We start from the raw sequence: 25,230 nt of genomic DNA, 5'->3' as shown, positions 1-25,230 counted from the left end.
GAACAGAACGCTTATTTCAGCCAGCCGCGCCGGCGGAAGTACCAGAACGGGGCAATCGCACTGGTCACCATCAGGGCCAGCGCAAACGGATAGCCGAGCGACCATTCCAGTTCCGGCAGCCACTTGAAGTTCATGCCATAGATGGAAGCGATCAGGGTAGGCGGCAGGAAGGCCACGCTGGCCACCGAGAAGATCTTGATGATCTTGTTCTGGTTAATGTTGATGAAGCCGACGGTGGCATCCATCAGGAAGTTAATCTTATCGAACAGGAAAGAGGTGTGTCCGTCCAGCGATTCGATATCGCGCAGAATCTGGCGCGCTTCCTCGAACTGCTCGGAGTTGAGCAAGCGGCCACGCATCAGGAAGCTGACGGCGCGGCGGGTATCCATCATGTTGCGGCGGATACGGCCATTCAAGTCTTCCTCGTGGGCGATGGCATTCAGGGCAGCGGCTGCGTCCTGGTCGGTGAATTCTTCCTGCAGCACGCGGCCACTGACCTCTTCCAGATTCTGGTAGATGCCTTCCAGTGCATCGGCCGAATATTCGGCGTCGGTCGCGTACAGATCGAGCAGCACGTCCATGTAGTCGGCAATCGAGCCGGGGCGCGAGCGGGCGCGCATACGCACCAGCCGGAACACGGGCAGATCGTCGGTATGCACGGAGAACAGCATTTTGCGCGCGAGGATGAAGGCCACCGTCACGATGCGCGACGGGCCATCCTCTTCTTCCAGCAGGAAGTCGGTACGCAGGTGCAGATCGCCGTTTTCCGCTTCATAGTAACGGGCCGACGCTTCGATGTCCTTGACTTCGTCTTCGCCCGGCAGTGTCACGCCATAGATGGTCTTGACCCATGCCCGTTCGTCATCCGTCGGGTCGGTCAGGTCCACCCAGACCGGTTCGACCTGCTCCAGATCGGCGCGCGTGTCGATAGGTACCTGGTTGAGCCGGCCATTCTGGAGTACGAAAACATTAATCATGGGTGCGCGAGCCTTCTGGAAACAGCGCAAGTGTACCCGCAAAGGCCCTGCCTAAGCCAGCCTGTATAGGCGAATTTCCGCACCTACCGTGCTTTTTTCTGCCCGTCTAGGGCAATTCGGCCGAATTCATGCGGCGCAGGATCACTTCCGTGCGCTTGGCCAGATAGTTGGAGTCGCGGTGCTTGTCGAAAAAGCGCGGATTCGGCAGCATCACGGCCAGCTTGGCCGCCTGCGCCGCCCCCAGATTGGCCGCGCTCACGCCATAGTAATGGCGCGCTGCCGCCTCGGCGCCGAAGGTGCCCGTGCCGAATTCCACCACGTTCAGGTAGATTTCGAAGATACGCTCCTTCTCCATCACGGTTTCCAGCATAAAGGTGATGATCAATTCCTGCCCCTTGCGCAGATAGCTGCGCGAACCGGACAGAAACAGATTCTTGGCCAGTTGCTGGGTGATGGTAGAACCGCCCGACACGACCTTGTGCTTCTTGGCGTTCTTGTCATAGGCCTTCTGCAGCGCCTCCCAGTCCACCCCGTCATGGTCGGAGAAATTGGCATCTTCCGAAGCGATGATGGCACGCTTGAGGTTATTCGAGATGCGCGCATACGGCACCCACAGCTGCTGGATATTCGCCTTGGGGTTCTTTTCACGCAGCGCGGCCTGCTGGGCGCGCATGAAACTGGTGCTGGTGGGGTTATGGTCTATCCACCAGCAGATCTGCACGAAGAAATACAGCTGCACCAGCGTGAACAACAGCAGCGGCGCTAATATTAGCCACTTCAACCACTTCGTCCAACGCCCGCTGCCGCGCTTAGCCGTGCTCACAACTGCTCCCGCAAAGCCTTCAGCACGGCCGCCGTTTCCGGCTGCACGCCGCGCCACAGGCTGAAGGCTTCGGCTGCCTGCTCGACCAGCATGCCCAGCCCGTCGCGCAGACGCGCGCCATGCTGGGCGGCGAACTGCAGGAACACAGTAGGCTGGGCGCCGTACATCATGTCCAGCGCCAGCGCTTCCGGTGCGAACACGCTAGCCGGCACAGGCGGCAGTTCGGCACTCAGGCTGGCCGAAGTGGCGTTGATGATGATGTCGTAGGCGCCCTGAATCTCGGCATAGCCGCAGGCCGATACCACGCCCTCGCCGCCCAGCGCAGCAAACTGCTCGACCAGCGCTTCGGCCGTCGCCACCGTGCGGTTGGCAATCACCAGCTGGGCCGGACGGTATTCCAGTATCGGCAGCACCACGCCGCGCGCAGCGCCACCGGCGCCCAGCAGCAGCACCCGTTTGCCCGTAATCGGCACACCGGCATTGCGCACGATATCGGCCACCAGCCCGACGCCATCGGTGTTATCGCCGATGATGCCTTCGTCAGTAAAGTGCAAGGTATTGACGGCACCGGCAGCACGGGCACGGATGGTCAGCGCCTGCGCCACTTTGACAGCTTCCAGCTTGAACGGCACGGTGACATTGGCGCCCTTGCCGCCTTCGGCGATGAAGTCCTGCACTGCGGCGGCAAAGCCATCGAGTGGCGCCAGCCGGCGCTCGTAGCTCAGTTGCTGCCCCGTCTGGGCTGCAAACGCCGCGTGAATATCGGGCGATTTGCTATGGGCGATAGGGTTGCCAAAAACGCAGTAGCGATCCATCAGTGTCCTCCGCCGCTCAAATCGGCTTGTAGTTTGTCTTCGCGGGTAAATTTGAAGGTGGTGACGATCACCCACAGATCGTCCTTCTCGTTCGACAGCATATTCGGCGGGAATTTTCCGAACGGCGCAGCGCGCCGCACGATGTTCACGGCTGCGGCATCCAGTTCAGGGTTGCCGGAACTGCGGTCTACCTTGATGCCGCCATCGGCCATGTAGATGGTGCCATCCTGAAAAACCGGAATCGACAGCACCAGTTGGCCATACAGCTTGCGCCCGCGTGCCTGCGGAAAATTCAGCGTACCGATATCCTCGATGCGCTTCTGGATCGCCTTGTAATACATGGCGTAGCCCACCCCGCGCGTGCTGGGCGTAATAAAGGTTTTCTTGGGGCGCTTGTTCTGGTCTTCGATGCTTTCGCTGATTTCTGCGGCGCGGCGCGCAATCGCCTTGCTGGCGTCGAGCAGATCGGCACCAGTCGGAGTCGGATCAGGCTTGCTCTTTTCCGTTACGGGCGGCGCCACGAACGGGGTGTCCACCTTGGCCTGCGTCAGCAGTTTCTGCTGCAGTTCTTCCAGCTGGGCGATACGGCGCTTGGCCGCCTTGATGCTGTCGCCCGTTTCCATCTTGCGCAGGTCCGGCATGGGCGACTTGGAGCGGCCCTGATCGACCGTGCCACCGCCATCCAGATTAGCCTGCGCCAGCGCGTCGGCCTTGAGCGGCGCCTTGCTATGCTTGGCGTTCACGAGGATTACTTCCAGTCCGGGATCGGTCGGCTTGACCGGCGCCGCCACGGGCGCCACCAGCCGCACGGCCAGCAATGCGCCGTGGGCCAGCAGCGAAATGCCGCAGGCCAGATACAGGAGACGATTTTCTCGGAAGGACTTCACACAGGGCCAGTAGCTAAGGTTGGAGCTGATGGGACTGATTTTACGTGAAAGCAGACGCGCGGCAACGGCTTTTTAGGCCGCTGGCGCCGCGCTCTCGCCGTCACCGTCACCGCCACCATCGGCGGCTGCGGCTTCGCCTTCGGCCGGCGTTTCGGCACCGGCTTCGGCCTGCGCTTCCACTGCCAGTTCCGGCGCATCCACCGCTTCTTCCGGCGCTTCGTCATCTTCGAAGTCCAGATCGGCATCGGCCGGTGCCGCATCGGCGGACGGAATTTCCAGAATACGGGCTTCGATGCTCAGATCCACTTCGTCCCAGCGCAGAATATCGAGCTTGACCTGCAGGCCACGCGCCACCTGCGGCATGCCCGGCAGACGGATGATGAGCGGAATATCGACCAGACGCAGCACCTCGTCCTTAAGCACCACGGCGTCGACCTGACGGGCATTTTCCTGACCCAGCCAGCGCAGACACCAGTAGCGTTCCATGGTGGACTGGTGATCGTTGTAAGCTGCATACGCCGCATCGAACTGCGACACGATGGCAAACAGATTGGCATCCTTGTGCTTGAAGTTGGCCACCAGTGGCGCCGTCACGCCATGCTCGGCGCAGGCCAGAATCTGCCACTGGTTGACCAGGTCGGTGTAGCGACGCAGCGGCGAAGTGCTCCACGCATACTGGTCCACGCCCAGCCCCTGATGGGGTGCCGCGTGCGTCAGCATACGCACCTGCATCTTGGCAGCCCAGCCGCCCACGCCCTGCCCCTGACTGCGGTAGATGCCGGGCACGCCATGGTCGTGCATCAGCTTACCCCACGTGCTATTGGCGAAGATCATCAGCTCGGCCACGATCTTGTCCAGCGGCGCGCCACGCTTGCGGCGGCTCACCGTCACCACATCGTCTTCCACATAGAAGTTGAAATCGACACGGTTGTTCTGTTCCGGCTTCAGGCCCCACGCTTCGCGCTTGACCATACGAGCCGCTTCCAGCACCTGTGCCCATTGCCAGATCAGGCGCAGCGATTCTTTGTGCGGGTATTCGCCTGCGCCACTGGCCAGCGTTTCTTCATTGACCAGATCATCGAGATCGTTGTGGCGCAGGTTGTTCGCAATCGGCACCAGCTCGGCGCGGGTTTCAGTGGACAGCACCGACCAGTCGGCCATATCCAGCGTAGCGTACAGCGACAGCGCCGGACAGGTTTTGCCTTCGGCCAGCGTGAACGCTTCTACTACGGCGTCCGGCAGCATGGTGATCTTATCGCCGGGCATATACACGGTGGACATGCGCGCACGCGCCAGCTTGTCCACGGCGTCGTCCGGCTTGATACCCAGACCCGGCGCGGCAATGTGGATACCGATCTTGACCTTGCCTGCGTCCAGCATGGTGACGGAGAAGGCATCGTCGATTTCGGTGGTGGTCACGTCATCGATCGAGAAAGCCTGTACATCGGCCACCGGCAGGCCGCTAGGCGCCTGCGGTACAGGCACTTCGGGGAAACCGGCACCACGAGGGAAATTTTCGAACAGGAAGCGCGCCATGTGCAGCGCTTTAGGCGATGCCACGCCACCCACCGCCAGCATCAGACGCTGCGGCGTGGTGTGCAGCTCATTGGCGGCCGCTTCCAGTGCCTTGAATTCGATGGTGTTCTTGTCCGGTTTGAACAGCAGTTGCAGCACCATGCTCTGCATGGCTTCCGGCAGTTGCTGGGCTTTCAGCTGATCGACATAGCCAGCCTGTATCAGTGCCTGCTGTTTCTTCTTCTCGATACCGGCCAGCGCAGCGCGCAGCGACTGTTCAGGCGCCGCCTTGTAACGGCCACGGCCTTTTTTGTAGAAATAGATAGGCGAAGAATGCAGGCACAGGATCAGGCCTGCCGCTTCGGCTGGCAGCGGCGCATGGCCGAAGTACTCGGCGCCCAGTTCGGCGAAGCCGAATTCCTCTTCACCGGCCACTTCCCACAGAAAATCGAGGTCGATCTCGGCGGCGATGGTTTTGGCCTGCTCCATCAGTTCGGCCGGCGACGGCTTTTCGAACTGCAGCAGCACGTCCTTGGCCTTGACCTTGTTACGCTTACCGCTGGCCATTTCAACCTGATAGGCCTCGCCAGCCTGCGTCATCATGGTGCCGACCTTGAAATCGCCGGATTCTTCGAAGAATAAATTCATTGCTGTTTTTCTGTAGGGTTGATTCGTTGTTGCTATCGTTATTGCTTATTTATTTACTTGTCTGCCGCGGCAGCAGCGTCAGCACGGAGGGCAGGAACACTTCCGTTACCAGCAGACTGCCCTGCCGCCGCCGGTACAGGCAGCGCCGTGCATACAGTATCAGTTCATCTGCGCCAGCAGCGTCGGAGCCGTCCAGCCCCAGCGCTTTGCGCGCCCGCTGCGCCAGCGGGTGGCCCGCACGCAAACGGGCAAATTCCAGTTCACCGCGCCGCACCTGCGGATCGCCGAACAGCGTGGTGCCCAGCGAGCGCTCGCCCAGCGCACTGAATAAAGGCCAGTCTGTAGCAGTGGCCGACATCGGCACCACGGTATGGGCAAACACCACAGGCGTATTATCGCAGCGTAGCAGCACCTCGCGCTCCCACACTCGCCCCGCTCTATGCATGCCGATGCTGGCCGCTTCGTCGTTCAGGCACAAAGCCGTCTGCTGGTGCAGACACTGCACACGGAAGCTGCTGCTGTGGGCTTTCAGGCGTGCCGTGAGCGAACCGTCTTCCGTCAGCCACGGACGCAGCGCGGCCGGTGCATTCAGCGCCAGCACGTGCGGCTGCCAGCGGGTCTGGCGCAGCGAAGCGCTCCGTGCAGGCGTCAAGGTATGCTTCAAGACTGCGCTCCGATGCCGCAGAAGGCCAGCACTTCATCCAGATAGTCGGCAAATTCGCTAATACTATGGTCGCTGCCTTCGATGATGTGCTGCTGCGCGCCCGCGTAATGAGTCACCATATCGCGATAGTCGAGCACTTCATCGCCCGTCGCCGCCAGCAGCAAATAGCGCTGTGGCTCAGTGATTTTAGCCACCGCCAGCGCGCGCAATTCCTCGATATATTCGCGCTTGAATTCGAACGGCTCGTCCGAGTGGTAGGCGGTGGTCACGCCCACGTGCTTGTCCAGATCCTTGAGCGGCACCACCGCAGGATTGAGCAGCACGGCCGGACAGCCCAGACGTTCGGCCAGCCATGTGGCGTAATAACCGCCCAGCGAAGAACCGACGATGCGCAGTTCGCTGGCCGGAACGCCTTCGATCAGTGCCAACACCTGTTCCATCGCCAGCTTGGGCGAAGCAGGCAGCTGCGGGCATAGCCATTGCTGTTCGAGACCCAGCGCCACCATGCGCTCGGCCATCAGGCGCGCTTTCATGGAGCGCGGCGAGGAACGGAATCCGTGCAGATAGAGAATCATTGAGGCAGCGCCGCGAGAATTTTGCCGTGGATGCCGCCGAAGCCACCGTTACTCATGACCAGTATCTGGTCACCGGGGCGAGCTGCCTTGACGATGGCCGCTACCAGCGTATCGATATCATCATAGGCACTGGCTTTGTCGCCCAGCGGCGCCAGCGTGTCGCCCAGACTCCAGCCCAGCGCTGCTTCGCTGCCGTAACCGAATACTAGATCGGCCGCATGCAGGCTACCCGGCAGTGCGTCTTTCATGGCGCCCAGTTTCATGGTGTTCGAACGTGGTTCCAGCACGGCGAGGATGCGGGTAGCCGCGCCCACCTTCTGGCGCAGGCCGCCCACCGTGGTTTCGATCGCCGTCGGATGATGGGCAAAGTCGTCGTAGACCGTCACGCCATTCACCACGCCACGCACTTCCATACGGCGCTTGACGTTTTCGAAGCGCGCCAGCGAGGCCGCTGCCTGCGCCACCGGCACGCCGACATGGCGCGCTGCGGCGATGGCAGCCAGCGCGTTGTTACGGTTGTGCTGCCCCGTCAGTTGCCACTGCACGTGGCCTGCCACTTCGCCCTGGAAGATCACATCGAAACTGCCGTCGTCATATTCCTTCATGCGCCAGTCCGCCGTCTCGCTAGCACCGAAACCTTCGCGCTCGCTCCAGCAACCACGCTTGATCACGCGCTGCAGCGACTCCTGATCGGCATTCACGATCACGCGGCCGATGCCGGGCACGGTGCGCACCAGATGGTGGAACTGGGTTTCGATGGCACCCAGATCAGGGAAGATGTCGGCGTGATCGTATTCCAGATTATTCAGAATCGCGGTCTTGGCGCGGTAGTGCACGAACTTGCTGCGCTTGTCGAAGAAGGCCGTATCGTATTCGTCCGCTTCGATCACGAAAAAGATGGAATCCTTGTCGCCCTGCATACGCGCCGACACGCCGAAGTTCATCGGCACGCCGCCGATCAGGAAGCCCGGTGCGTAACCGGCATCTTCCAGTATCCACGTCAGCATGGACGAGGTGGTGGTTTTACCGTGCGTACCGGCCACGGCCAGCACCCAGCGATCCTTTAATATATGTTCGCCTATCCACTGCGGGCCCGAAACGAAAGGCAGGCCACGGTTCATGATCTCCTCGATCAGCGGATTACCGCGCGACACCACGTTACCGATCACATATAGATCAGGCTTGAGTTCCACCTGTTCCGGCCCGAAGCCCTGTATCAGTTCTATGCCCTGCGCCTGCAATTGCGTGCTCATAGGCGGGTAGACATTGGCATCACAACCCGTCACGCGGTGCCCCGCTTCTTTTGCCAGAACAGCAAGACCACCCATGAAAGTGCCGCAGATACCAAGTATGTGAATGTGCATAAAGCCAGAACCAGAACTAAAGTAATTAATATGAAGGCCAACAGAAGATGAGATTTTACCCGACCTGCCGCCCTTTTCCCGGTTCAGAGTATGATCACGTTCATGACTGCACATGGAATTCCCGAAGTCCTGCTTTTGCGTGCCGAGATTGCTGCGGCAGCGGCGCGGCTGATCGCACAGGACGGCGCTGATTACAACAGCGCCAAACGCAAGGCGGCGCGCCAGATTCTGGGCGATACCCAGCCGCCGCCTAATCTATTACCTGATCACGCGCAGATCGAAGCGGAAGTCCGGCTGTACCATTCTTTATTCCATAGCAACACGCAGCCTGCGCGGCTATTCCGGCTGCGCACGCTGGCGGTGGAAATCATGGAAAAGCTGTCGGCCTACCAGCCGCATCTGACGGGCTCGGTATTAAATGGCACGGCCGGCCCGCACGACGATATCCACCTGCAGTTATTTGCCGATAGCGCCAAGGAAGTGGAAATCTTCCTGCTCAACAAAAATTTGCAAATTGATATCTCCGAAACGCCCCACTTCAAAGGGCCCCGCTTCGGCATGGTGGAAACTGTCAGTTTTATGTGGCACAAGGAAGGCGTGCATGCAGAATTGTATGAATTGGATGATTTGCGCGGTGCCGTGAAAAGCCGCGCCGATGGCAAAATTCTGCGAGCCGACCTCGATAGCGTGCGTGCCCTACTAATTAATACTACCCACGATACTATTAGTACCGATCAAACAACGAACGAATAAAACTTATCATGAATCAAAAACATATCGCTGCTTACGCTGTTGTCGCTTTGTTATTTGGTGCTTCCGGCGCCTATGTCGGCATGAATAAGAAAGAACCAGCCCCGCCCCTGACCACCACCATGCCGGCCGGCGTGACGGGTCCTGTAGCGGAACTCTATAAACAGAGCCTGCCCGATGCGGCCGGTAAAACCCATGCGCTGGCCCAGTATCAGGGCAAGGCCATGCTGGTGAATTTCTGGGCACCGTGGTGCGGCCCGTGCGTGCAGGAGATGCCGGAACTGTCGGCGCTAGCTGCCGGAGATGAGGGCAAGAAGCTGCAAGTTATCGGAATCGGTATCGATTCGGCAACAAATATCGCCGATTTTAGCAACAAGTTCAAAATCAGCTATCCGGTCTTCGTGGCCGGCATGGCCGGCACCGAGCTGTCGCGCCAGTTCGGCAACGGTGCCGGTGGCCTGCCCTACACGGTGCTGATCGGGGCCGATGGTCAGGTCAAGAAGACCTATCTGGGCCGCCTCAAATTCGACGAGTTGCGCAAGGATTTAGCAAGTCTTTAACTAGTTTCATGAGTTTTTTTTTCTTGCCATTGCCGGCGGTTGGCGGCAAAATGCGGAACTTTCGCGGAAAACGGTCCTGAAACCATGGCAACAAAGCTGTTACTGCTCAACGGTCCTAACCTGAATTTGTTAGGCACACGCGAGCCTGAGGTGTACGGCGTGCAGACGCTGGCCGACATCGAACGCGCTGCCGAAGCACAGGCAGCAGCGGCCGGTGCCAGCCTGTCTTGTTTTCAGAGCAACCACGAAGGCGCATTGATCGACCGCATCCACGCAGCCCGTACCGAGGGAGTGGATGCCATCGTTATCAATCCGGGAGGACTGACACACACCAGCGTGGCGTTACGCGACGCTCTGGCGGGCGTGGCGATACCGTTTGTCGAGGTACATATCTCGAATATTTACCAACGGGAATCGTTCCGCCATCACTCTTTTCTTAGCGCGATCGCACTAGGTACGATCTGCGGACTGGGTATCGAAGGATATCGGTTTGCCATCGACTTCGTTCTTAAAAAGCGATAACCTACGCAATCTGCGCGCAACCGCTGCGATTTAGCTCAAGAGGCCGGATCGCTCATTACACTAATCAAAGACATTCCTGGGGGTTACATGGATCTACGCAAGCTGAAGACCTTGATTGATTTGGTCGCAGAATCGGACATCGCCGAACTCGAAGTGACCGAAGGCGAAAGCAAAGTTCGCATCGTCAAGTCGTCCGCCATGCCACAAAATCAGATGGTCATGATGCAGCCGCAAAGCATGCCTCAATACCACGCTGCCCCTGCCGCTGCCGCCCCTGTGGCCGCTGCTGCTGCCGCACCGGTTGCCGCTGTGGCTGCCGAACCGACTGGCCACGTGGTCAAGTCGCCTATGGTCGGCACCTTCTACCGTTCGTCCGCTCCGGGCTCGCCAGCTTTCGTTGAAGTGGGCGCCACCGTGAAAGAAGGCGACACCCTGTGCATCATCGAAGCGATGAAGCTGCTGAACGAAATCGATGCCGACAAAGCCGGCACCATTACCCAGATTCTGGTCGAAAACGGCCAACCGGTCGAATTCGGCCAACCGCTGTTTGTGATAGGCTAAGACCGGTTCCTGCCCGCCCCTGCTGGTGGCGGGCTGACCGGCTTGGTCCGCCTTCCCTCCTCACCTGACGTCACCGGCGCGACCGGTACTCACAGACCTAGCGAACCTATCATGTTTGAAAAAATCCTCATCGCCAATCGTGGCGAAATCGCCCTCCGGATTCAGCGCGCTTGCCGCGAACTGGGCATCAAAACCGTTGTAGTGCACTCGGAAGCTGACAAAGACGCCAAATACGTGAAGTTGGCCGACGAATCGGTATGTATCGGTCCTGCGCCATCGACTCTGAGCTACCTCAACATGCCGGCGATTATCAGCGCCGCTGAAGTCACGGATGCGGAAGCCATCCACCCGGGCTACGGCTTCCTGTCGGAGAACGCCGACTTCGCCGAGCGCGTGGAGAAATCCGGCTTCGTCTTCATCGGCCCCCGTTCGGATTCGATCCGCATGATGGGCGACAAGGTCTCGGCCAAGCAGGCCATGATCCGCGCCGGGGTACCGTGCGTGCCAGGTTCGGATGGCGCGTTGCCAGACGATCCTAAGGCAATCGTGCAAATTGCCCGCAAAGTAGGCTACCCTGTGATTATCAAGGCCGCTGGCGGCGGCGGTGGCCGTGGTATGCGCGTAGTGCATACGGAAGCTGCCCTGATCAATGCCGTCGCCATGACCAAATCGGAAGCCGGTGCAGCCTTCGGCAATCCGGAAGTCTACATGGAGAAGTATCTGGAAAACCCGCGTCACGTGGAAATCCAGATTCTGGCCGACGAACACAAGAACGCCGTCTGGCTGGGCGAACGTGACTGCTCGATGCAGCGCCGCCACCAGAAGGTTATCGAAGAAGCACCGGCACCGGGCATTCCACGCAAACTGATCGAGAAAATCGGCGATCGTTGCGCTGAAGCCTGCCGCAAGATCGGCTACCGTGGCGCAGGTACTTTCGAGTTCCTGTACGAAAACGGCGAGTTCTACTTCATCGAAATGAATACCCGTGTGCAGGTGGAACACCCTGTAACGGAAATGATTACCGGCATCGACATCGTGCAGGAACAGATCCGCATCGCCGCCGGCGAGAAGCTGCGCTTCCGTCAGCGCGACGTGATGCTGTCCGGTCACGCGGTAGAATGCCGTATCAACGCGGAAGATCCATTCAAGTTCACCCCGTCGCCGGGCCGTATCACGGCATGGCACGTACCGGGCGGTCCGGGCGTACGCGTCGACTCGCACTCGTATGCAGGTTATTATGTACCACCGCACTACGATTCGATGATCGGCAAAGTGATTGCCTACGGCGCAACCCGTGAACAGGCTATCCGTCGCATGCAGATCGCGCTGTCGGAAATGGTGGTCGAAGGTATCCAGACCAACATCCCGCTGCACCGCGAACTGATGATTGATGCCCGTTTCATCGAAGGTGGTACGAACATCCATTATCTGGAGCAGAAACTGGCCGATATGCCGGATCTGCACAAACTGAGTTTGAGTAACAAGGCACAAGCATAAAAATGAGCTGGACTGAAATCGTCATCGAAATCGCCCGCGACCACGCGGAAACCCTGTCGGAAGCGCTGATGGATGTCGGCGCCCTGTCGGTTTCCGTCGAGGATGCAGACGAAGGCACCGACGCGGAAAAACCGCTGTTCGGCGAGCCGGGCATGGAACCGACCGAAGCGGCCTGGGATCACAGCCGCGTGGTCGCCCTGACCAACGAGGACGATGATCATGCGCTGATCGTGGGCGCAGCTGCCGCCCAGATCGGCCTGCAGACCCTGCCCCGCTTCACCACCCGCAAGGTGGAGGAGCAGGACTGGGTGCGCCTGACCCAGTCGCAGTTTGCGCCTATACACATCGGTAAGAACATCTGGGTAGTGCCGAGCTGGCACGAAGCACCGGACCCGGACGCCCTGATACTGGAGCTGGACCCCGGTCTGGCTTTCGGTACGGGCAGCCACCCGACCACCCGCCTGTGCATGGAATGGCTGGAAGCCCATCCGGCACCGGGCAAGACTGTGCTCGACTACGGTTGCGGTTCCGGCATTCTGGCCATGGTGGCCAAGAAGATCGGCGCCGGCACGGTGGCTGGTGTGGATATCGATCCGCAGGCGATCGAATCGGCCAAGGATAACGCGCTGCGCAACCAGTGCGAGATCGACTACTTCCTGCCCGATAGCTTCGCTACCTCGCAATATGCGACGCAGCGTTTCGATATCGTGGTGGCGAACATTCTGTCCAGCCCGCTGAAACTGATGGCACCGATGCTGTCGGGCCGCGTGGCCGAAGGTGGTTCGCTGATCCTGTCCGGCGTGCTGGCACGTCAGGCGGAAGAAGTGGCGGCTGCCTACGCCCCGTTCATCAAGCTGGGCGTGTGGGCAGAACAGGATGGCTGGGTGGCGCTGCATGGCCGCCTCGGCAGTGACGTGGTTCCAGCGGCACGCTAACCACAGCAATGGCGCTCGCCACTAAATGCCCCCACTGCAACACGGTATTTCGGGTCGCTCACGACCAGTTGAAATTACGTGGGGGCATAGTACGCTGCGGCTCCTGTAACGAAGTCTTTGACGGCAATGCGGCGCTACTGGCGCCGCCCGCTGCCGCGCCCCTGCCTGCTGCGCCTGCAGCAGCGTCTGTTACACCTCCTGTCGCAACTCCCGCACCGTTAGCAAATCCAGCGCCCGTAGCACCAGAGCACAGCGCGGATGCGGACGTAGCGGCCAGCCCGCTTGCCGATTTACCTGTACTACCGGTCGATGACGACCATGAAGCGGCGTTCGAACCAGAGCCGGAACCCGTGCCACTCGCGCCTGAGCCTGAGCCTGAGCCTGAGCCTGAGCCTAAGCCAGCGCCTGAACCTACGCCTGCACCCTTGCCGCAACTGTCGCCGTTCGACGCCAAGATGGAGGCGCTCGACACGCGCGCTGCGGAAGTGCTGCAAGACGAACCCGCCGACACCGAAACGCCGCTGGAGCTGGATACCGCCGTCGACCTCGATAACGGCGCTACGCTAGCCACGCCGGAACTGCACGCTGCTGCGGCCGATGTTATCGCCGATCCGCTGGAATTACCGCCAGCACCAGCCAACCTGCCCGCCACCAGTGACCTGCCGCTAGAACTCGATCTGGACATCGAATCCGATGTCGCTCCAGCCACGCCCATGCCACCCGCCGAGCAAGCGCCGGTTGAGCCTGAACTGATGCTGGATCTGGAACCTGAGCCCGAGCCTGAACCGTACCTCGATCCGGAGCCTGAGCCAGAGCCTGAAGCGCAGCCAGAAGCCGTCATCGAGCCGGCCAGTCCGGCGCTGGACGACCAACTGGCCATCGAAACCATGTCCGATGCGGAGCTGGAAGCGGCATTGGCGGCCGAACTGGCCGTGATGGAGCGCAGCATAGGCGCCCCGGCGGAGGCCTCTGGCGACGCACACAAGGCTAGCAACACCAGCGAACGCATCGAACCCAGCTTCGATGCGCCGCTGCTTCAGGAGCCATCTTTCGGCGCACCCACGGCGGCTGCGGGCGATCTGCATGCGCTGGACGACGATGACGATACGCTGGTAGAGCTTTCCTCGGCCAGCAAACAGGCCGCCGGCCAGACCGCACTTGCGCAGGCCGGCGCCGAAGCCGACCTGCTGCTGCAACCGGCCCGCACCACCGAAGCCGCCGCCAGCGCCATTGCCGACGACGCGGCCGGCGAAGAACCGGGCTTCCTCAAGCGCGACCGGCGCCGCCAGAAATACGGCAAAGCCATCAGCGTCGCCATGGCGCTGGGCAGCGTTGCGCTAGTCGGCGCGCTGGGCGTGCAGGGCGTGACCACCTTCCGCAACCAGCTGGCAGCCGCCATGCCGCCGCTGAAACCGGCGCTGACGGCAGCCTGCAATGCACTGGGCTGCAAGATCGAACTGCCAGCCCAGATCGACGATCTGAACATCGAACAGGGCGAACTGCAAACCCTGAGCGACACCACCTTCTCGTTCAACACCCTGCTGCGTAACCAGAGCGCCACCGCGCAAAGCTGGCCGCACATCGAACTGGTGCTGGACGATGCCAGCGACAAGGCCGTGCTGCGCCGCGTATTCACCCCGCGTGACTACCTCGGCCCCGACGTGCCGCTCGATAAGGGCTTCGCTCCGCACACCGAACAAGCTGTCAAACTGTTCTTCGAACTGAACCAGCTGAAAGCCTCCGGCTACCATATCGCCGTCTTCTACCCATAAAGTACACCATGAACCAGACTTCCCTGATCTGCGGCTCGATCGCTATCGACACCATTCTGCAATTCCCCGGCCGTTTCGACAGCCTGCTGCTGGCCGACCAGCTGCACAAGGTGAATGTGTCCTTCCTCGCCCCGACCATGCGCACCGAATTCGGTGGCTGCGCCGGTAATATCGCCTATAACCTGATGATGGTGGGCGGCGACCCGCGCATCGTCGGCGTGATGGGTCAGGATCATGGCGCCTACACCGAGCGCCTGCGCAAGCTGGGTCTGTCGACCGACAACATCCTGATCAAGCAGGAAGCCTACAATGCCCAGTGCTTCGTCACGGCGGACGAAGACAATAACCAGATCAACGCCTTCCACCCGGGCGCCATGTCCTACGCGCACGAGAACGATATCGCCAAAGCGGGTCCGGCACGCATCGCCATCATCTCGCCGGACGGCCATCTGGGCATGCAAAAGCACGCCGCCGATCTGGTCAAGCTGGAGATTCCATTTATTTTCGATCCGGGCCAGCAACTGCCGATGTTCAATGCCGATGAACTGATCGACTTCATCAACCAAGCCACCTACGTCACCGCCAACGATTACGAAATCGAACTGCTGATGTCGCGCACCGGCCTGACCATACCGGACATCGCCTCCCGTCTGGAAGCGCTGATCGTGACCCGTGGCGAACAGGGTTCCGAGATCTATACCAAGGGTGAGCGCATCGTGATTCCGGCCGTGCAGGCGGAGCAGGTGCTCGATCCTACCGGTTGCGGCGATGCCTATCGCGCTGGTCTGCTGTACGGCATCACCCAAGGCTGGAAATGGGAAACCACAGGCCGTCTGGCCAGCCTGCTTGGCGCTATCAAGATCGCCCACAAGGGTGCGCAGAACCACAAGTTCACGCCGGCCGAAATCGCCGACCGCTTCGAAGCGGCTTTCGGCTATCGCTACTAAGTAATACCCCACCCGGCTCCGGCATACGTCCGGAGCCGCTTTCCCCTCCTAGAAGTGACCGCTAAACAGCATCCCCAGCAGAATCTGGGCGATCTGCAGCAGAATCACGGCCACCAGCAAGGACAGATCCAGATTCCCCACCAGCGGCACGGTGCGGCGGATAGGCCGCAGCAGCGGCTCGTTCAGCGCGCGCACAAAGGGTGCCAGCGGCGCATGGGGATTGACCCAGCTGAAGATGGCTTCGACGATCAGCAGCGCCATAAAGCCGTACAGTATCCAGCTCAGGAAGCGCTGCAGGGCGGCCAGCGCCACCATCTGCGGCGAGAGTCCTGCCAGCAGCAGCACGGAAGTGGCCAGCAGCACGATCAGGAAGGCGCCGATCAGGCTGGCCCAGTCATAACCACCCACGCCCGGTACGATGCGGCGCAGCGGGCGCACCAGCCAGTCCGATAACTGGAACGTAAATTGTGCCACCGAAGACGGTGGCCGCACGCGGATAGCCTGCATCCAGAAGCGCAACAGCAGCGCACCGCCCAGCAGGGTGGCGATGGCGTCGACGATCAACATGACGATACTCAGCACGGAACTCCTCCAAAAAAAAACCGCTGTGTGATTGTCTCACACAGCGGCTGGTTGCCTCAGCAGGCCACCTAGCTTTTTATCAAGCTTAGGATGGACGGGTGCTGGTCGGGAAAGGCCAGGCAGCTGCTGGAGCTACCACGGTCTTTGCTGGCGCAGCAGCTGGTGCAGGGGCCGGAGCGGCAGCGGCGGCTGGAGCTGGTGCCGGAGCAGCAGCTGCAGGAGCTGGTGCTGGAGCGGCAGCGGCTGGCGCAGCAGCAGCGGCTGGTGCAGCGGCTGGCTTGGCAGCTGGTTTAGCAGCAGCTTTTTTCGGCGCAGCTTTTTTAGCAGCTGGCTTAGCGGCTGGCTTGGCAGCAGCAGCTGGTGCGGCGGCTGGCGCAGCAGCTACCGGGGCAGCGGCTGGCGCAGCAGCTTTCTTGGCAGCTGGCTTTTTCGCGGCTGGCTTAGCGGCTGGCTTAGCTGCAGCTTTTGCGGCTGGCTTGGCGGCTGGTTTAGCAGCTGGCTTGGCCGCTGCTTTGGCTGCTGGCTTGGTAGCCGCAGCCTTAACTGGCTTTTTTGCTGCAGGCTTAGCTGCCACCTTTGCAGCCGGTTTGGCTGCTGCTTTTACCGCTGGTTTTTTGGCAGCTGCTTTTTTGGCGGCTGGCTTGGCTGCGGCTTTGGCAGCTGGTTTGGCGGCGGCTTTAGCAGCTGGCTTGGCAGCGGCTTTCTTGGCTGCTGGTTTAGCAGCTGGTTTGGCGGCAGCTTTTTTAGCTGCTGGCTTAGCGGCTACTTTAGCGGCTGGCTTAGCAGCGGCTTTTTTAGCAGCTGGCTTGGCAGCGGCTTTAGCAACGGTTTTCTTGGCGGCTGGTTTAGCTGCAGCTTTTTTAGCGGCTGGCTTGGCAGCAGCTTTTTTCACTGCTGGTTTAGCTGCTGCTTTAGCTGCTGGCTTAGCGGCTGCCTTGGCTGCTGGCTTAGCTGCTGGTTTAGCTGCAGCTTTTTTCACTGCTGGCTTAGCGGCTGCTTTAGCTGCTGGCTTGGCAGCTGCTTTAGCGGCTGGCTTAGCGGCGGCTTTTTTCACAGCTGGTTTGGCAGCTGGTTTAGCAGCGGCTTTTTTCACGGCTGGTTTAGCAGCTGGTTTCGCTGCAGCTTTTGCTGCTGGCTTAGCGGCTGGCTTAGCAGCAGCTTTTTTCACGGCTGGTTTAGCAGCAGCTTTGGCTGCTGGTTTGGCGGCGGCTTTAGCGGCCGGTTTAGCGGCGGCTACTTTTTTTGCTGGAGCTTCAGCTTTCGCTGCCGGCTTCTTGGCAGCTGGTTTCTTTGCGGCGGTTGCCATTTTTAGTTCTCCTTCATCGGGGATGGGAAAATTCATTACAAGATTTAAACCCGTCCAGCCCGGGATTAGGCTAGGCGAATTATTCATCGGCACAAACGAAAGCCGTTTGCGCTAATGAATTCGGCACTAGCTGAACTGCTGCCCCTCCTCACGAGTGCAGCACTTCAGCCATCGATCTGTTCGCAGTCCGTGGCCGGCGCAGCGTACAGATTACAAATCTTGTCGCGACGTTTTGCGGGTGGTCGGGCGTGTACTCAGCTCCAGGGACCTACGTCGCAGACCACTACTGTCTCACTCTCAAACAAAAAAACCGCCCGGCCTGAACCGGTTCAGGCAAGACGGTCGATCAAAAACAGTGTGGTGTCAGCATATGGTTGTGATTCTGTATCCTGTTTAGCGTCCTGTTTTGCAGCTCGCGCGTATCAAGAAATCCGCCGATTTGCAAACACGCTTTTTCAATTTCGTAAAGTACACGAAAACCTTGTCGGTGCGCAACCAGCACGATACGGAATCTCGCGCATTTTTTTCTGTGCGGTGCGCATAGGCTCACCTTACAGCACACAATCGACTACTTCATATCGTCAGCTAATCGCCGCTACGCCAGCACTATCGTGTTGCAGAGCGCGCCGACTGAACTCCGGCGATTTTTTCGCACTTCAAAGCGCGCCTTATTCCAGCAGGGTTTCTTTAAACCGTTACAGTTCCGGATCGATTTGGTGCGCTGCCGGTTGCGATTCCGCGAGCGTCGCCGCATTGTCATCACGCGAGCACGATACACTGTTTTCAAATTCGTCGCGATTATGAGACAGAGCGCAGCGAATGGCAAGCACCGCAAGCGTGCAGCGCGCGCAAAAAAAAACGGATCCCGCAGGATCCGTTTTTTTGTATGACCACGAGACTAGTTAATTAGTCCCAGTTCAGCGCACCACCGGTCTGGTATTCGGTAACGCGGGTCTCGAAGAAGTTACGCTCTTTTTTCAGGTCGATCATCTCGCTCATCCATGGGAACGGATTGTCTTCCTGATCGAACAGCGTCTCCAGACCGATCTGGGTAGCACGGCGGTTGGCGATGAAGCGCAGGTAGCCTTTGAACATGGTGGCGTTCAAACCCAGCACGCCACGTGGCATGGTGTCTTCGGCGTAGGCGTATTCCAGATCCACGGCGCGCAGGAACAGCTGCTTGATTTCTTCCTTGAAGGCAGGAGTCCACAGCAGCGGGTTTTCCATCTTGATGGTGTTAATCAGGTCGATGCCGAAGTTGCAATGCATCGATTCGTCACGCAGGATGTACTGATACTGTTCGGCCGCGCCCATCATCTTGTTCTGACGGCCCAGCGCCAGAATCTGGGTGAAGCCCACATAGAAGAACAGACCTTCCATCAGGCAGGCGAACACGATCAGCGACTTGAGCAGGGTCTGGTCGCTTTCCACCGTGCCGGTGGTGAACTTAGGATCGGTCAGGGTGTTGATGAACGGGATCAGGAACTCGTCCTTGTCACGGATCGACTTGATCTCGTTGTAGGCGTTGAAGATCTCGCCCTCGTCCAGACCCAGCGACTCGACGATGTACTGGTAGGCGTGGGTGTGGATCGCCTCTTCGAAGGCCTGACGCAGCAGGTACTGGCGGCATTCCGGCGCCGTGATGTGGCGGTAGGTGCCCAGCACGATGTTGTTGGCGGCCAGCGAGTCAGCCGTCACGAAGAAGCCCAGATTGCGTTTTACCAGACGGCGCTCGTCTTCGGTCAGACCGTTCGGGTTCTTCCACAGCTCGATATCGCGCTGCATATTCACTTCCTGCGGCATCCAGTGGTTGGCGCAGCCGGCCAGGTATTTATCCCAGGCCCATTTGTATTTGAACGGTACCAGCTGGTTGACGTCGGTTTTACCGTTGATGATGCGCTTGTCGTCGGCATTCACGCGCAGGGCGACCTGCTCGGCGCTGGCTTCGCCCGACTCCAGTGCAGCTTGATTGACAGCTTGAGGGGTGGCCGTGGTGGCCTCATCGTCCCAGGACAGCGACATAGTGTTTTCCTTCAGAATTCGGTTAGATCAATTAAGTTTCTAATTAAATCGGAGCGGCCGGCCCATCACCCGATGCACCGGCACGCAGAGTTTTTACTGGCAGGCTTCGCATTCCTCGAAACCGTCGTCACCCGGACGCAGGTAGCAGGCCGCACCTTCGGCCACTACCGGTGCCGGTGCTGCCGGCGCTGCTGCAGCCGCGCTGGCCGAAACACCGCCATCGACCGCCACGGCGTTCAGCGCGCCGGTACGGGTGGTGGATTTCTCCAGGTGGGTCGCTGCAATGGTACGCAGGTAGTAGGTGGTTTTCAGGCCACGCAGCCATGCCAGCTTGTAGGTCTCATCGAGCTTCTTACCGGACGCGCCTGCCATGTAGATGTTCAGCGATTGCGCCTGATCGATCCATTTCTGACGACGCGAAGCCGCTTCTACCAGCCAGGTCGGCGAGACTTCGAAGGCGGTTGCATAAATGTCACGCAGATCTTGCGGGATGCGGTCGATCTTGGCCAGCGAGCCGTCGAAGTACTTCAGGTCGGCGATCATCACTTCATCCCACAGGTCGCGTGCTTTCAGGTCACGTACCAGATAGGCGTTGATCTCGGTGAACTCGCCCGACAGGTTGGACTTCACGTACAGATTCTGGAAGGTCGGCTCGATACAGGCCGACACACCGATAATATTCGAAATGGTGGCGGTCGGAGCGATCGCTACGCAGTTCGAGTTACGCATACCGAACTTCTGGATGCGTTCGCGTACCGGGGTCCAGTCCATGCTGGACGACAGATCCTGCTCCAGATAGCCGCCGCGCTCTTCGGCCAGCAGCTTGACGGAATCCTGTGGCAGGATGCCGCGGTCCCACAGCGAGCCTTTGTACGACTGGTACTGGCCACGTTCTTCGGCCAGCTCGGTCGATGCCAGATAGGCGTAGTAGCACACTGCTTCCATCGAGGTATCGGCAAAGGCCACGGCTTCGTTGGACGAGTAAGGAATGCGCATCATGTGCAGACAGTCCTGGAAGCCCATCACGCCCAGACCGACCGGACGGTGACGCATATTCGCATTACGGGCTTTGTCGACGGCGTAGTAATTGATGTCGATCACGTTATCCAGCATGCGCATGGCGGTGCGGATGGTTTTCTTCAGCTTGACGTGATCGAGCTTGCCCTCTTTCATGTGGGCAGGCATGTTGACCGAACCCAGATTGCAGACGGCGATTTCGTCGGCGTTGGTGTTCAGGGTGATCTCGGTGCACAGATTGGAGCTGTGGACCATGCCCACGTGCTGCTGTGGCGAACGGATGTTGCATGGGTCTTTGAAGGTGATCCATGGGTGGCCGGTTTCGAACAGCATGGACAGCATCTTGCGCCACAGGTCCAGCGCAGCCACTTTCTTCGATACGCGGATTTCGCCAGCAGCGGCCTTGGCTTCATAGGCCAGATAGGCTTTTTCGAAGGCTTTGCCGACCAGATCGTGCAGGTCAGGGGTGTCCGAAGGCGAGAACAGGGTCCATTCGCCTTTTTCCATCACGCGCTTCATGAACAGGTCGGGAATCCAGTTAGCCGTGTTCATGTCGTGGGTACGGCGGCGGTCGTCGCCCGTGTTCTTGCGCAGGTCGAGGAATTCCTCGATGTCCATGTGCCAGGTTTCCAGGTAGGCGCAGACGGCGCCCTTACGCTTGCCGCCCTGATTCACTGCCACGGCGGTATCGTTGACCACTTTCAGGAACGGTACCACGCCCTGCGATTTGCCGTTGGTGCCCTTGATGTGGGCGCCCAGTGCACGTACTGGCGTCCAGTCGTTGCCCAGACCGCCGGCAAACTTGGCCAGCAGCGCGTTTTCCTTGATGGCGTCGTAGATGCCTTCCAGATCGTCGGAAACGGTGGTCAGGTAGCACGACGACAGCTGCGAACGCTGGGTGCCCGAGTTGAACAGAGTCGGGGTCGACGACATGAAGTCGAAGGTCGACAGCAGGTTGTAGAACTCGATGGCGCGCGCTTCGCGGTCGGTTTCGTTCAGCGCCAGACCCATGGCGACGCGCATGTAGAAAGCCTGCGGCATTTCGATACGGATGTCGCGTACGTGCAGGAAGTAGCGGTCGTACAGGGTCTGCAGACCGATGTAGCCGAACTGCAGATCGCGGTCCGCCACCAGTGCCTTGGCCAGACGGGCCAGATCGAATTCGGCCAGTTTGGTATCCAGCAGGTCGGCAGCGATACCTTTGGCGATGTATTGCGGGAAGTAGCTCACGTACTCGGCGGCTGCGGCAGCCTGTGCCACTTCCTTGCCGAATACTTCCTTACGAATGGTGTGCAGCAGGATGCGGGCCGTCACTTGCGAGTAGGCCGGATCCTTTTCCATCAGCGCGCGCGCCGCCAGAATGGCCGACTTGTGCAGTTCTTCTACTGGCACGCCGTCGTACAGGTTTTTCATGGTCTCGGCCAGAATCGCGTCGGCATCGACGTGCTTTTCCAGACCGGCGCAGGCGGCATTGATCAGGTTCGACACACGGTCCAGTTCCAGCAGCTTGCGCTCGCCGTTTTCGATCACGTGGATCTGCGGTGCGTTGATGGCGGTGGCGCCAGCGGCTTCCTTGGCGGCGCGGCGCTCTTCCATCTGCTTGGCGCGGTACAGCACGTAGGCACGGGCCACGTCATGTTCGCCCGAACGCATCAGCGCCAGTTCTACCTGATCCTGCACGTCTTCGATGTGGAAAGTGCCACCGGAAGGCTGGCGGCGCACCAGTGCGGCCACCACGCTGGCGGTCAGCTGTTCTACCAGTTCGCGGATGCGGGCCGAAGCCGCGCCCTGACCGCCGTTCACGGCGAGGAAGGCTTTGGTCATCGCTACGGCGATCTTCGACGGTTCAAACGCGACGACCGCGCCGTTACGGCGGATGATGCGGTAGTCACCGAGGTCGCTGGCGGCCGTCACAGGGCTGCTGGCGTTGCTCGCGGCCACTGCAGGTACCAGTGCCGGATTGATGGTGATGTCTTGAGTAGATTGCATTTAAGCTCCCCGAAAACAGCGTGCAGTCAGTGCTGCGCGACGTAATGTTGTATAAAAAAGGCCGAAATACTGCGTTCAGCCCTGGCTGCTGGCTGACAGTTTTTTGCACTAAAAAGGATCATCGACCGGTCTTAAGCAATTGCAGATAGTTTAAGAACCGGTGTCTTGGGAACTACTATATCTAGTGATAGACGTGAATCGATACACTGATTGTAGTGATCGGAGTGGGCTAAGACAAGTGGAAATTTTGCTATAAACGGCAATTTTTCTATTGACTTTGCGGGAGCCCTTTTACAAAGCGCAGTTCGCCGAGAGCACTCACTAACGTGCCTGTTTGCAAGGTTGCCAGTTCCCGCTTTTTGCGCCAGATTTGCTGATAAAGTGACCAATCAAACAACACTCCGGGATCGGTTTTCCGTCCCGGCGCAATGTGTTCATGACCTAGCACATCGGCTAATGGGTAACACTGCTGCAAAGCCAGCGTCAGCGTCACCAGCGCCTCATACTGGTGCGCTTCGAACGGGGTGTGATCAGTGCCTTCCAGCTCGATGCCGATCGAGAAGTCATTACATTTTTCCCGTCCGCAGAATTCCGAACGCCCCGCATGCCATGCACGCGCGTTAGCAGAAACATACTGCATCACGCGGCCATCACGGCGGATAAAAAAGTGGCTGGACACTCTCAATCCGCGCAGGTCGGCAAACGAGGGGTCAGCATTATAATCGAGCCGGCCCGTAAACAGGTCAGATACGTGCGGGCCGCCGAACTGGCCAGCCGGCAGCGAGATATTGTGGATCACCAGCAGCGTGATATCGGCAGGATCAGGGCGCTGGTCGCAGTGCGGGCTGTCGTAGCGCTGCGCCAGCGGCCACCAGCCGTCGGCGTCCACCTGAGCGCTGACCTGCGCCGCCGTAGCCGCAGGCTGGCTCACGCTTCCGGCTCCTGAATATCGAGCTTCTGCATCTGGTAGCGCAACTGGCGGAAGCTGATGCCCAGTAGCTGGGCGGCCTGGGTGCGGTTGAACTGGGTCTGCGCCAGCGCTCTTAATATGAGCTCGCGCTCGATCCGGTTGAGGAATTCCGGCAGATTCGGCGGCAGCACATCGATCTGGGGCAGTGGCGGCCAGTCAGCCGCCAGCTGCGCGCCATCCAGTGCGGCTGGCGGTAACGGGACCGCGGTGGCAGCAGCGGACAGCACCGCCATAGGTGCCAGATGCGTCGCCGCGGCAGCCGCCGCACTATCGTCTAGCGGCAGACGCATGGCTGCCGCTTCGCTGGCGGCCAGATACGGTGCCGGCGTGGTCGGCGTCGGCAACGGCACGGTGGCTTCTACCATCCGGGCCCCCTTGAGCGCCAGATCGGCCACCTGTATCACGCCATCATTGGCAAACGCCAGCGCCCGCTCCAGTATGTTTTCCAGTTCGCGCACATTGCCGGGGAAGGAATAGCTGCGCAGAGCGTCCAGCACACCGTCGCCCAGCCTGACCTGAGTTTCAAAAGTCCCCAGCCGCTCCAGTATGCCGTCCGTCAGCACGGGCAAGTCATCGAGCCGTTCGCGCAGCGGCGGCAGACTCAGTTCGATCACATTGAGGCGATAGTAAAGGTCCTGACGGAAGCTGCCCTGCTCCACGCACTGCACCAGATTCTTGTGCGTGGCGCTGATGATGCGCACATCCACCGGCTCCTCGGCAGTAGCGCCGATCTTGCGCACGCGCCGTTCCTGTATGGCGCGCAGCAGCTTGACCTGCATGGCCAGCGGCAGGTCGGCCACCTCATCGAGCATCAGGGTGCCGCCATTCGCCGCCTGAAAGAAGCCGTCGCGCTCGTCGGCCGCACCCGTGAACGCCCCCTTGCGGTAGCCGAAGAACTCGGCCTCCATCAGCGCTTCCGGTATCGCACCGCAGTTGACCGCGATGAAAGGCTTGGCCGCACGCGAACTCTGGGCATGAATTTCCCGCGCCGCCAGCTCCTTGCCGCTTCCCGATTCACCGTTGATGGCGATCGGCGCCATCGAACGGGCCAGCCGTGCAATCTGCGCGCGCAGCGCTTCGATCACGGCCGAACTGCCGCGCAGGCGGCTAGGTGCCGGCTTGACAGGTGGCGCCTCCCCTTCCGGCACGCCGCCACTCAGGCGCAGCGCGGAACGTACCATCACCCTTAGCTGGTCCAGCGCCACCGGCTTGGAAATATAGTCGAACGCACCCGCTTTCAGCGCCACCACGGCATTTTCCGCGCTGCCGAACGCCGTCACTACGGCGATCGGGGTGTTGCGGTGAGCGGCGCTGACTTCGCGTACCAGTTCCAGCCCCAGCCCGTCCGGCAGGCGCATATCGGTCAGCACCAGCTGGTATTCCACGCCAGACTGCGCCAGCAGTGCGCGCGCCTCGCCCAGCGTGGCAGCGCAATCGACTTCCAGCCCCATTTTCAGCAGCGTCAGTTCCAGCAGCTCGCGCAGGTCGGCTTCATCATCCACCACCAGCACGCGAGGAAAACGAACAGTCAT

At 60.0% G+C, this 25,230-nt stretch carries 23 protein-coding genes; 10 read left to right on the top strand and 13 right to left on the bottom strand.

Annotated features, from left to right (window positions below; genetic code table 11):
* Positions 1-11: 11 nt before the first annotated feature.
* The 8 genes from corA to mpl form a co-directional block, all read right to left on the bottom strand.
* Positions 12-977 carry a magnesium/cobalt transporter CorA gene (gene corA, locus ABNT42_RS08970; RefSeq protein WP_348696328.1) on the bottom strand — a complete coding sequence of 322 codons (966 nt, stop codon included), beginning with the start codon at positions 975-977 and terminating at the stop codon, positions 12-14.
* 106 nt (positions 978-1,083) lie between these two features.
* The gene (mtgA, locus tag ABNT42_RS08965; RefSeq protein ID WP_348696327.1) at positions 1,084-1,800 is read right to left on the bottom strand and encodes a monofunctional biosynthetic peptidoglycan transglycosylase; all 717 of its coding nucleotides are present in this window, start codon (positions 1,798-1,800) and stop codon (positions 1,084-1,086) included.
* Positions 1,797-2,615 (bottom strand): shikimate dehydrogenase, encoded by an 819-nt coding sequence (gene aroE, locus ABNT42_RS08960; protein WP_348696326.1) that lies wholly within the window; start codon positions 2,613-2,615, stop codon positions 1,797-1,799. The genes mtgA and aroE overlap by 4 nt, the downstream gene beginning before the upstream one ends.
* Positions 2,615-3,502 (bottom strand): TonB family protein, encoded by an 888-nt coding sequence (locus tag ABNT42_RS08955; RefSeq protein WP_348696325.1) that lies wholly within the window; start codon positions 3,500-3,502, stop codon positions 2,615-2,617. Before ABNT42_RS08955 ends, aroE begins: the two co-directional genes overlap by 1 nt.
* A 72-nt stretch (positions 3,503-3,574) precedes the next feature.
* Positions 3,575-5,665, bottom strand: coding sequence for an RNB domain-containing ribonuclease (locus ABNT42_RS08950; protein ID WP_348696324.1), 2,091 nt, complete (start codon positions 5,663-5,665; stop codon positions 3,575-3,577).
* Between the two features lie 49 nt (positions 5,666-5,714).
* Positions 5,715-6,293, bottom strand: coding sequence for a chorismate lyase (locus ABNT42_RS08945; protein ID WP_348696496.1), 579 nt, complete (start codon positions 6,291-6,293; stop codon positions 5,715-5,717).
* Between the two features lie 32 nt (positions 6,294-6,325).
* Positions 6,326-6,904, bottom strand: a complete 579-nt coding sequence (locus ABNT42_RS08940) for a YqiA/YcfP family alpha/beta fold hydrolase (RefSeq protein ID WP_348696323.1) — start codon at positions 6,902-6,904, stop codon at positions 6,326-6,328.
* Positions 6,901-8,268 (bottom strand): UDP-N-acetylmuramate:L-alanyl-gamma-D-glutamyl-meso-diaminopimelate ligase, encoded by a 1,368-nt coding sequence (mpl, locus tag ABNT42_RS08935; protein WP_348696322.1) that lies wholly within the window; start codon positions 8,266-8,268, stop codon positions 6,901-6,903. Before mpl ends, ABNT42_RS08940 begins: the two co-directional genes overlap by 4 nt.
* Positions 8,269-8,370: 102 nt before the next feature.
* On the opposite strand from mpl, the gene ABNT42_RS08930 reads away from it, so the two are divergent.
* The 8 genes from ABNT42_RS08930 (at position 8,371) to ABNT42_RS08895 (ending at position 15,812) form a co-directional block, all read left to right on the top strand.
* Positions 8,371-9,021: a hypothetical protein gene (locus ABNT42_RS08930; RefSeq protein ID WP_348696321.1), complete on the top strand. Its 651-nt coding sequence runs from the start codon at positions 8,371-8,373 to the stop codon at positions 9,019-9,021.
* An 8-nt stretch (positions 9,022-9,029) separates the two neighbouring features.
* A complete protein-coding gene (locus tag ABNT42_RS08925) occupies positions 9,030-9,578 on the top strand; it encodes a TlpA disulfide reductase family protein (protein WP_348696320.1) in 549 nt (182 codons plus the stop codon).
* Between the two features lie 84 nt (positions 9,579-9,662).
* Positions 9,663-10,100, top strand: a complete 438-nt coding sequence (aroQ, locus tag ABNT42_RS08920) for a type II 3-dehydroquinate dehydratase (protein ID WP_348696319.1) — start codon at positions 9,663-9,665, stop codon at positions 10,098-10,100.
* Between the two features lie 87 nt (positions 10,101-10,187).
* Positions 10,188-10,661, top strand: coding sequence for an acetyl-CoA carboxylase biotin carboxyl carrier protein (gene accB, locus ABNT42_RS08915; RefSeq protein ID WP_348696318.1), 474 nt, complete (start codon positions 10,188-10,190; stop codon positions 10,659-10,661).
* 111 nt (positions 10,662-10,772) lie between these two features.
* On the top strand, positions 10,773-12,158 hold the full coding sequence (gene accC / locus ABNT42_RS08910) for an acetyl-CoA carboxylase biotin carboxylase subunit (protein ID WP_348696317.1): 1,386 nt from the start codon (positions 10,773-10,775) through the stop codon (positions 12,156-12,158).
* A gap of 2 nt (positions 12,159-12,160) precedes the next feature.
* The gene (gene prmA, locus ABNT42_RS08905) at positions 12,161-13,093 is read left to right on the top strand and encodes a 50S ribosomal protein L11 methyltransferase (protein WP_155432879.1); all 933 of its coding nucleotides are present in this window, start codon (positions 12,161-12,163) and stop codon (positions 13,091-13,093) included.
* Positions 13,094-13,101: 8 nt separating this feature from the next.
* The gene (locus ABNT42_RS08900; RefSeq protein WP_348696316.1) at positions 13,102-14,865 is read left to right on the top strand and encodes a DUF3426 domain-containing protein; all 1,764 of its coding nucleotides are present in this window, start codon (positions 13,102-13,104) and stop codon (positions 14,863-14,865) included.
* Positions 14,866-14,873: 8 nt separating this feature from the next.
* Positions 14,874-15,812 (top strand): carbohydrate kinase family protein, encoded by a 939-nt coding sequence (locus ABNT42_RS08895; protein ID WP_348696315.1) that lies wholly within the window; start codon positions 14,874-14,876, stop codon positions 15,810-15,812.
* 48 nt (positions 15,813-15,860) lie between these two features.
* On the opposite strand, the gene ABNT42_RS08890 is transcribed toward ABNT42_RS08895, so the two are convergent.
* Positions 15,861-16,379, bottom strand: a complete 519-nt coding sequence (locus ABNT42_RS08890) for a YggT family protein (protein ID WP_348696494.1) — start codon at positions 16,377-16,379, stop codon at positions 15,861-15,863.
* A gap of 159 nt (positions 16,380-16,538) precedes the next feature.
* Here ABNT42_RS08890 and ABNT42_RS08885 point away from each other — a divergent pair, with 159 nt between their 5' ends.
* Both ABNT42_RS08885 and ABNT42_RS08880 read left to right on the top strand, forming a co-directional pair.
* Positions 16,539-16,688, top strand: coding sequence for a hypothetical protein (locus ABNT42_RS08885; RefSeq protein ID WP_348696314.1), 150 nt, complete (start codon positions 16,539-16,541; stop codon positions 16,686-16,688).
* Between the two features lie 206 nt (positions 16,689-16,894).
* Complete coding sequence (locus ABNT42_RS08880; RefSeq protein WP_348696313.1) at positions 16,895-17,815, top strand: hypothetical protein; 921 nt, start codon at positions 16,895-16,897, stop codon at positions 17,813-17,815.
* A 791-nt stretch (positions 17,816-18,606) separates the two neighbouring features.
* Here ABNT42_RS08880 and ABNT42_RS08875 read toward each other — a convergent pair.
* The 4 genes from ABNT42_RS08875 to ABNT42_RS08860 form a co-directional block, all read right to left on the bottom strand.
* On the bottom strand, positions 18,607-19,722 hold the full coding sequence (locus ABNT42_RS08875) for a ribonucleotide-diphosphate reductase subunit beta (RefSeq protein ID WP_348696312.1): 1,116 nt from the start codon (positions 19,720-19,722) through the stop codon (positions 18,607-18,609).
* A 93-nt stretch (positions 19,723-19,815) separates the two neighbouring features.
* Positions 19,816-22,728, bottom strand: a complete 2,913-nt coding sequence (locus ABNT42_RS08870) for a ribonucleoside-diphosphate reductase subunit alpha (protein WP_348696311.1) — start codon at positions 22,726-22,728, stop codon at positions 19,816-19,818.
* Between the two features lie 268 nt (positions 22,729-22,996).
* On the bottom strand, positions 22,997-23,659 hold the full coding sequence (gene ampD, locus ABNT42_RS08865) for a 1,6-anhydro-N-acetylmuramyl-L-alanine amidase AmpD (RefSeq protein WP_348696310.1): 663 nt from the start codon (positions 23,657-23,659) through the stop codon (positions 22,997-22,999).
* Positions 23,656-25,230 carry a sigma-54 dependent transcriptional regulator gene (locus ABNT42_RS08860; protein WP_348696309.1) on the bottom strand — a complete coding sequence of 525 codons (1,575 nt, stop codon included), beginning with the start codon at positions 25,228-25,230 and terminating at the stop codon, positions 23,656-23,658. Before ABNT42_RS08860 ends, ampD begins: the two co-directional genes overlap by 4 nt.

This window comes from Duganella fentianensis (assembly GCF_964031615.1).
GTDB lineage: Bacteria > Pseudomonadota > Gammaproteobacteria > Burkholderiales > Burkholderiaceae_D > Rugamonas > Rugamonas fentianensis_A.
This window is presented reverse-complemented; position numbering and strand designations above follow the sequence as displayed.

Coding starts and splice junctions, on each gene's coding strand:
- corA (WP_348696328.1), bottom strand. CDS start 977: ATGATTAATGTTTTCGTACTCCAGAATGGCCGGCTCAACCAGGTACCT.
- aroE (WP_348696326.1), bottom strand. CDS start 2,615: ATGGATCGCTACTGCGTTTTTGGCAACCCTATCGCCCATAGCAAATCG.
- ABNT42_RS08950 (WP_348696324.1), bottom strand. CDS start 5,665: ATGAATTTATTCTTCGAAGAATCCGGCGATTTCAAGGTCGGCACCATG.
- ABNT42_RS08940 (WP_348696323.1), bottom strand. CDS start 6,904: ATGATTCTCTATCTGCACGGATTCCGTTCCTCGCCGCGCTCCATGAAA.
- mpl (WP_348696322.1), bottom strand. CDS start 8,268: ATGCACATTCACATACTTGGTATCTGCGGCACTTTCATGGGTGGTCTT.
- ABNT42_RS08930 (WP_348696321.1), top strand. CDS start 8,371: ATGACTGCACATGGAATTCCCGAAGTCCTGCTTTTGCGTGCCGAGATT.
- ABNT42_RS08925 (WP_348696320.1), top strand. CDS start 9,030: ATGAATCAAAAACATATCGCTGCTTACGCTGTTGTCGCTTTGTTATTT.
- aroQ (WP_348696319.1), top strand. CDS start 9,663: ATGGCAACAAAGCTGTTACTGCTCAACGGTCCTAACCTGAATTTGTTA.
- accB (WP_348696318.1), top strand. CDS start 10,188: ATGGATCTACGCAAGCTGAAGACCTTGATTGATTTGGTCGCAGAATCG.
- accC (WP_348696317.1), top strand. CDS start 10,773: ATGTTTGAAAAAATCCTCATCGCCAATCGTGGCGAAATCGCCCTCCGG.
- prmA (WP_155432879.1), top strand. CDS start 12,161: ATGAGCTGGACTGAAATCGTCATCGAAATCGCCCGCGACCACGCGGAA.
- ABNT42_RS08900 (WP_348696316.1), top strand. CDS start 13,102: ATGGCGCTCGCCACTAAATGCCCCCACTGCAACACGGTATTTCGGGTC.
- ABNT42_RS08895 (WP_348696315.1), top strand. CDS start 14,874: ATGAACCAGACTTCCCTGATCTGCGGCTCGATCGCTATCGACACCATT.
- ABNT42_RS08890 (WP_348696494.1), bottom strand. CDS start 16,379: ATGTTGATCGTCGACGCCATCGCCACCCTGCTGGGCGGTGCGCTGCTG.
- ABNT42_RS08875 (WP_348696312.1), bottom strand. CDS start 19,722: ATGTCGCTGTCCTGGGACGATGAGGCCACCACGGCCACCCCTCAAGCT.
- ABNT42_RS08870 (WP_348696311.1), bottom strand. CDS start 22,728: ATGCAATCTACTCAAGACATCACCATCAATCCGGCACTGGTACCTGCA.
- ABNT42_RS08860 (WP_348696309.1), bottom strand. CDS start 25,230: ATGACTGTTCGTTTTCCTCGCGTGCTGGTGGTGGATGATGAAGCCGAC.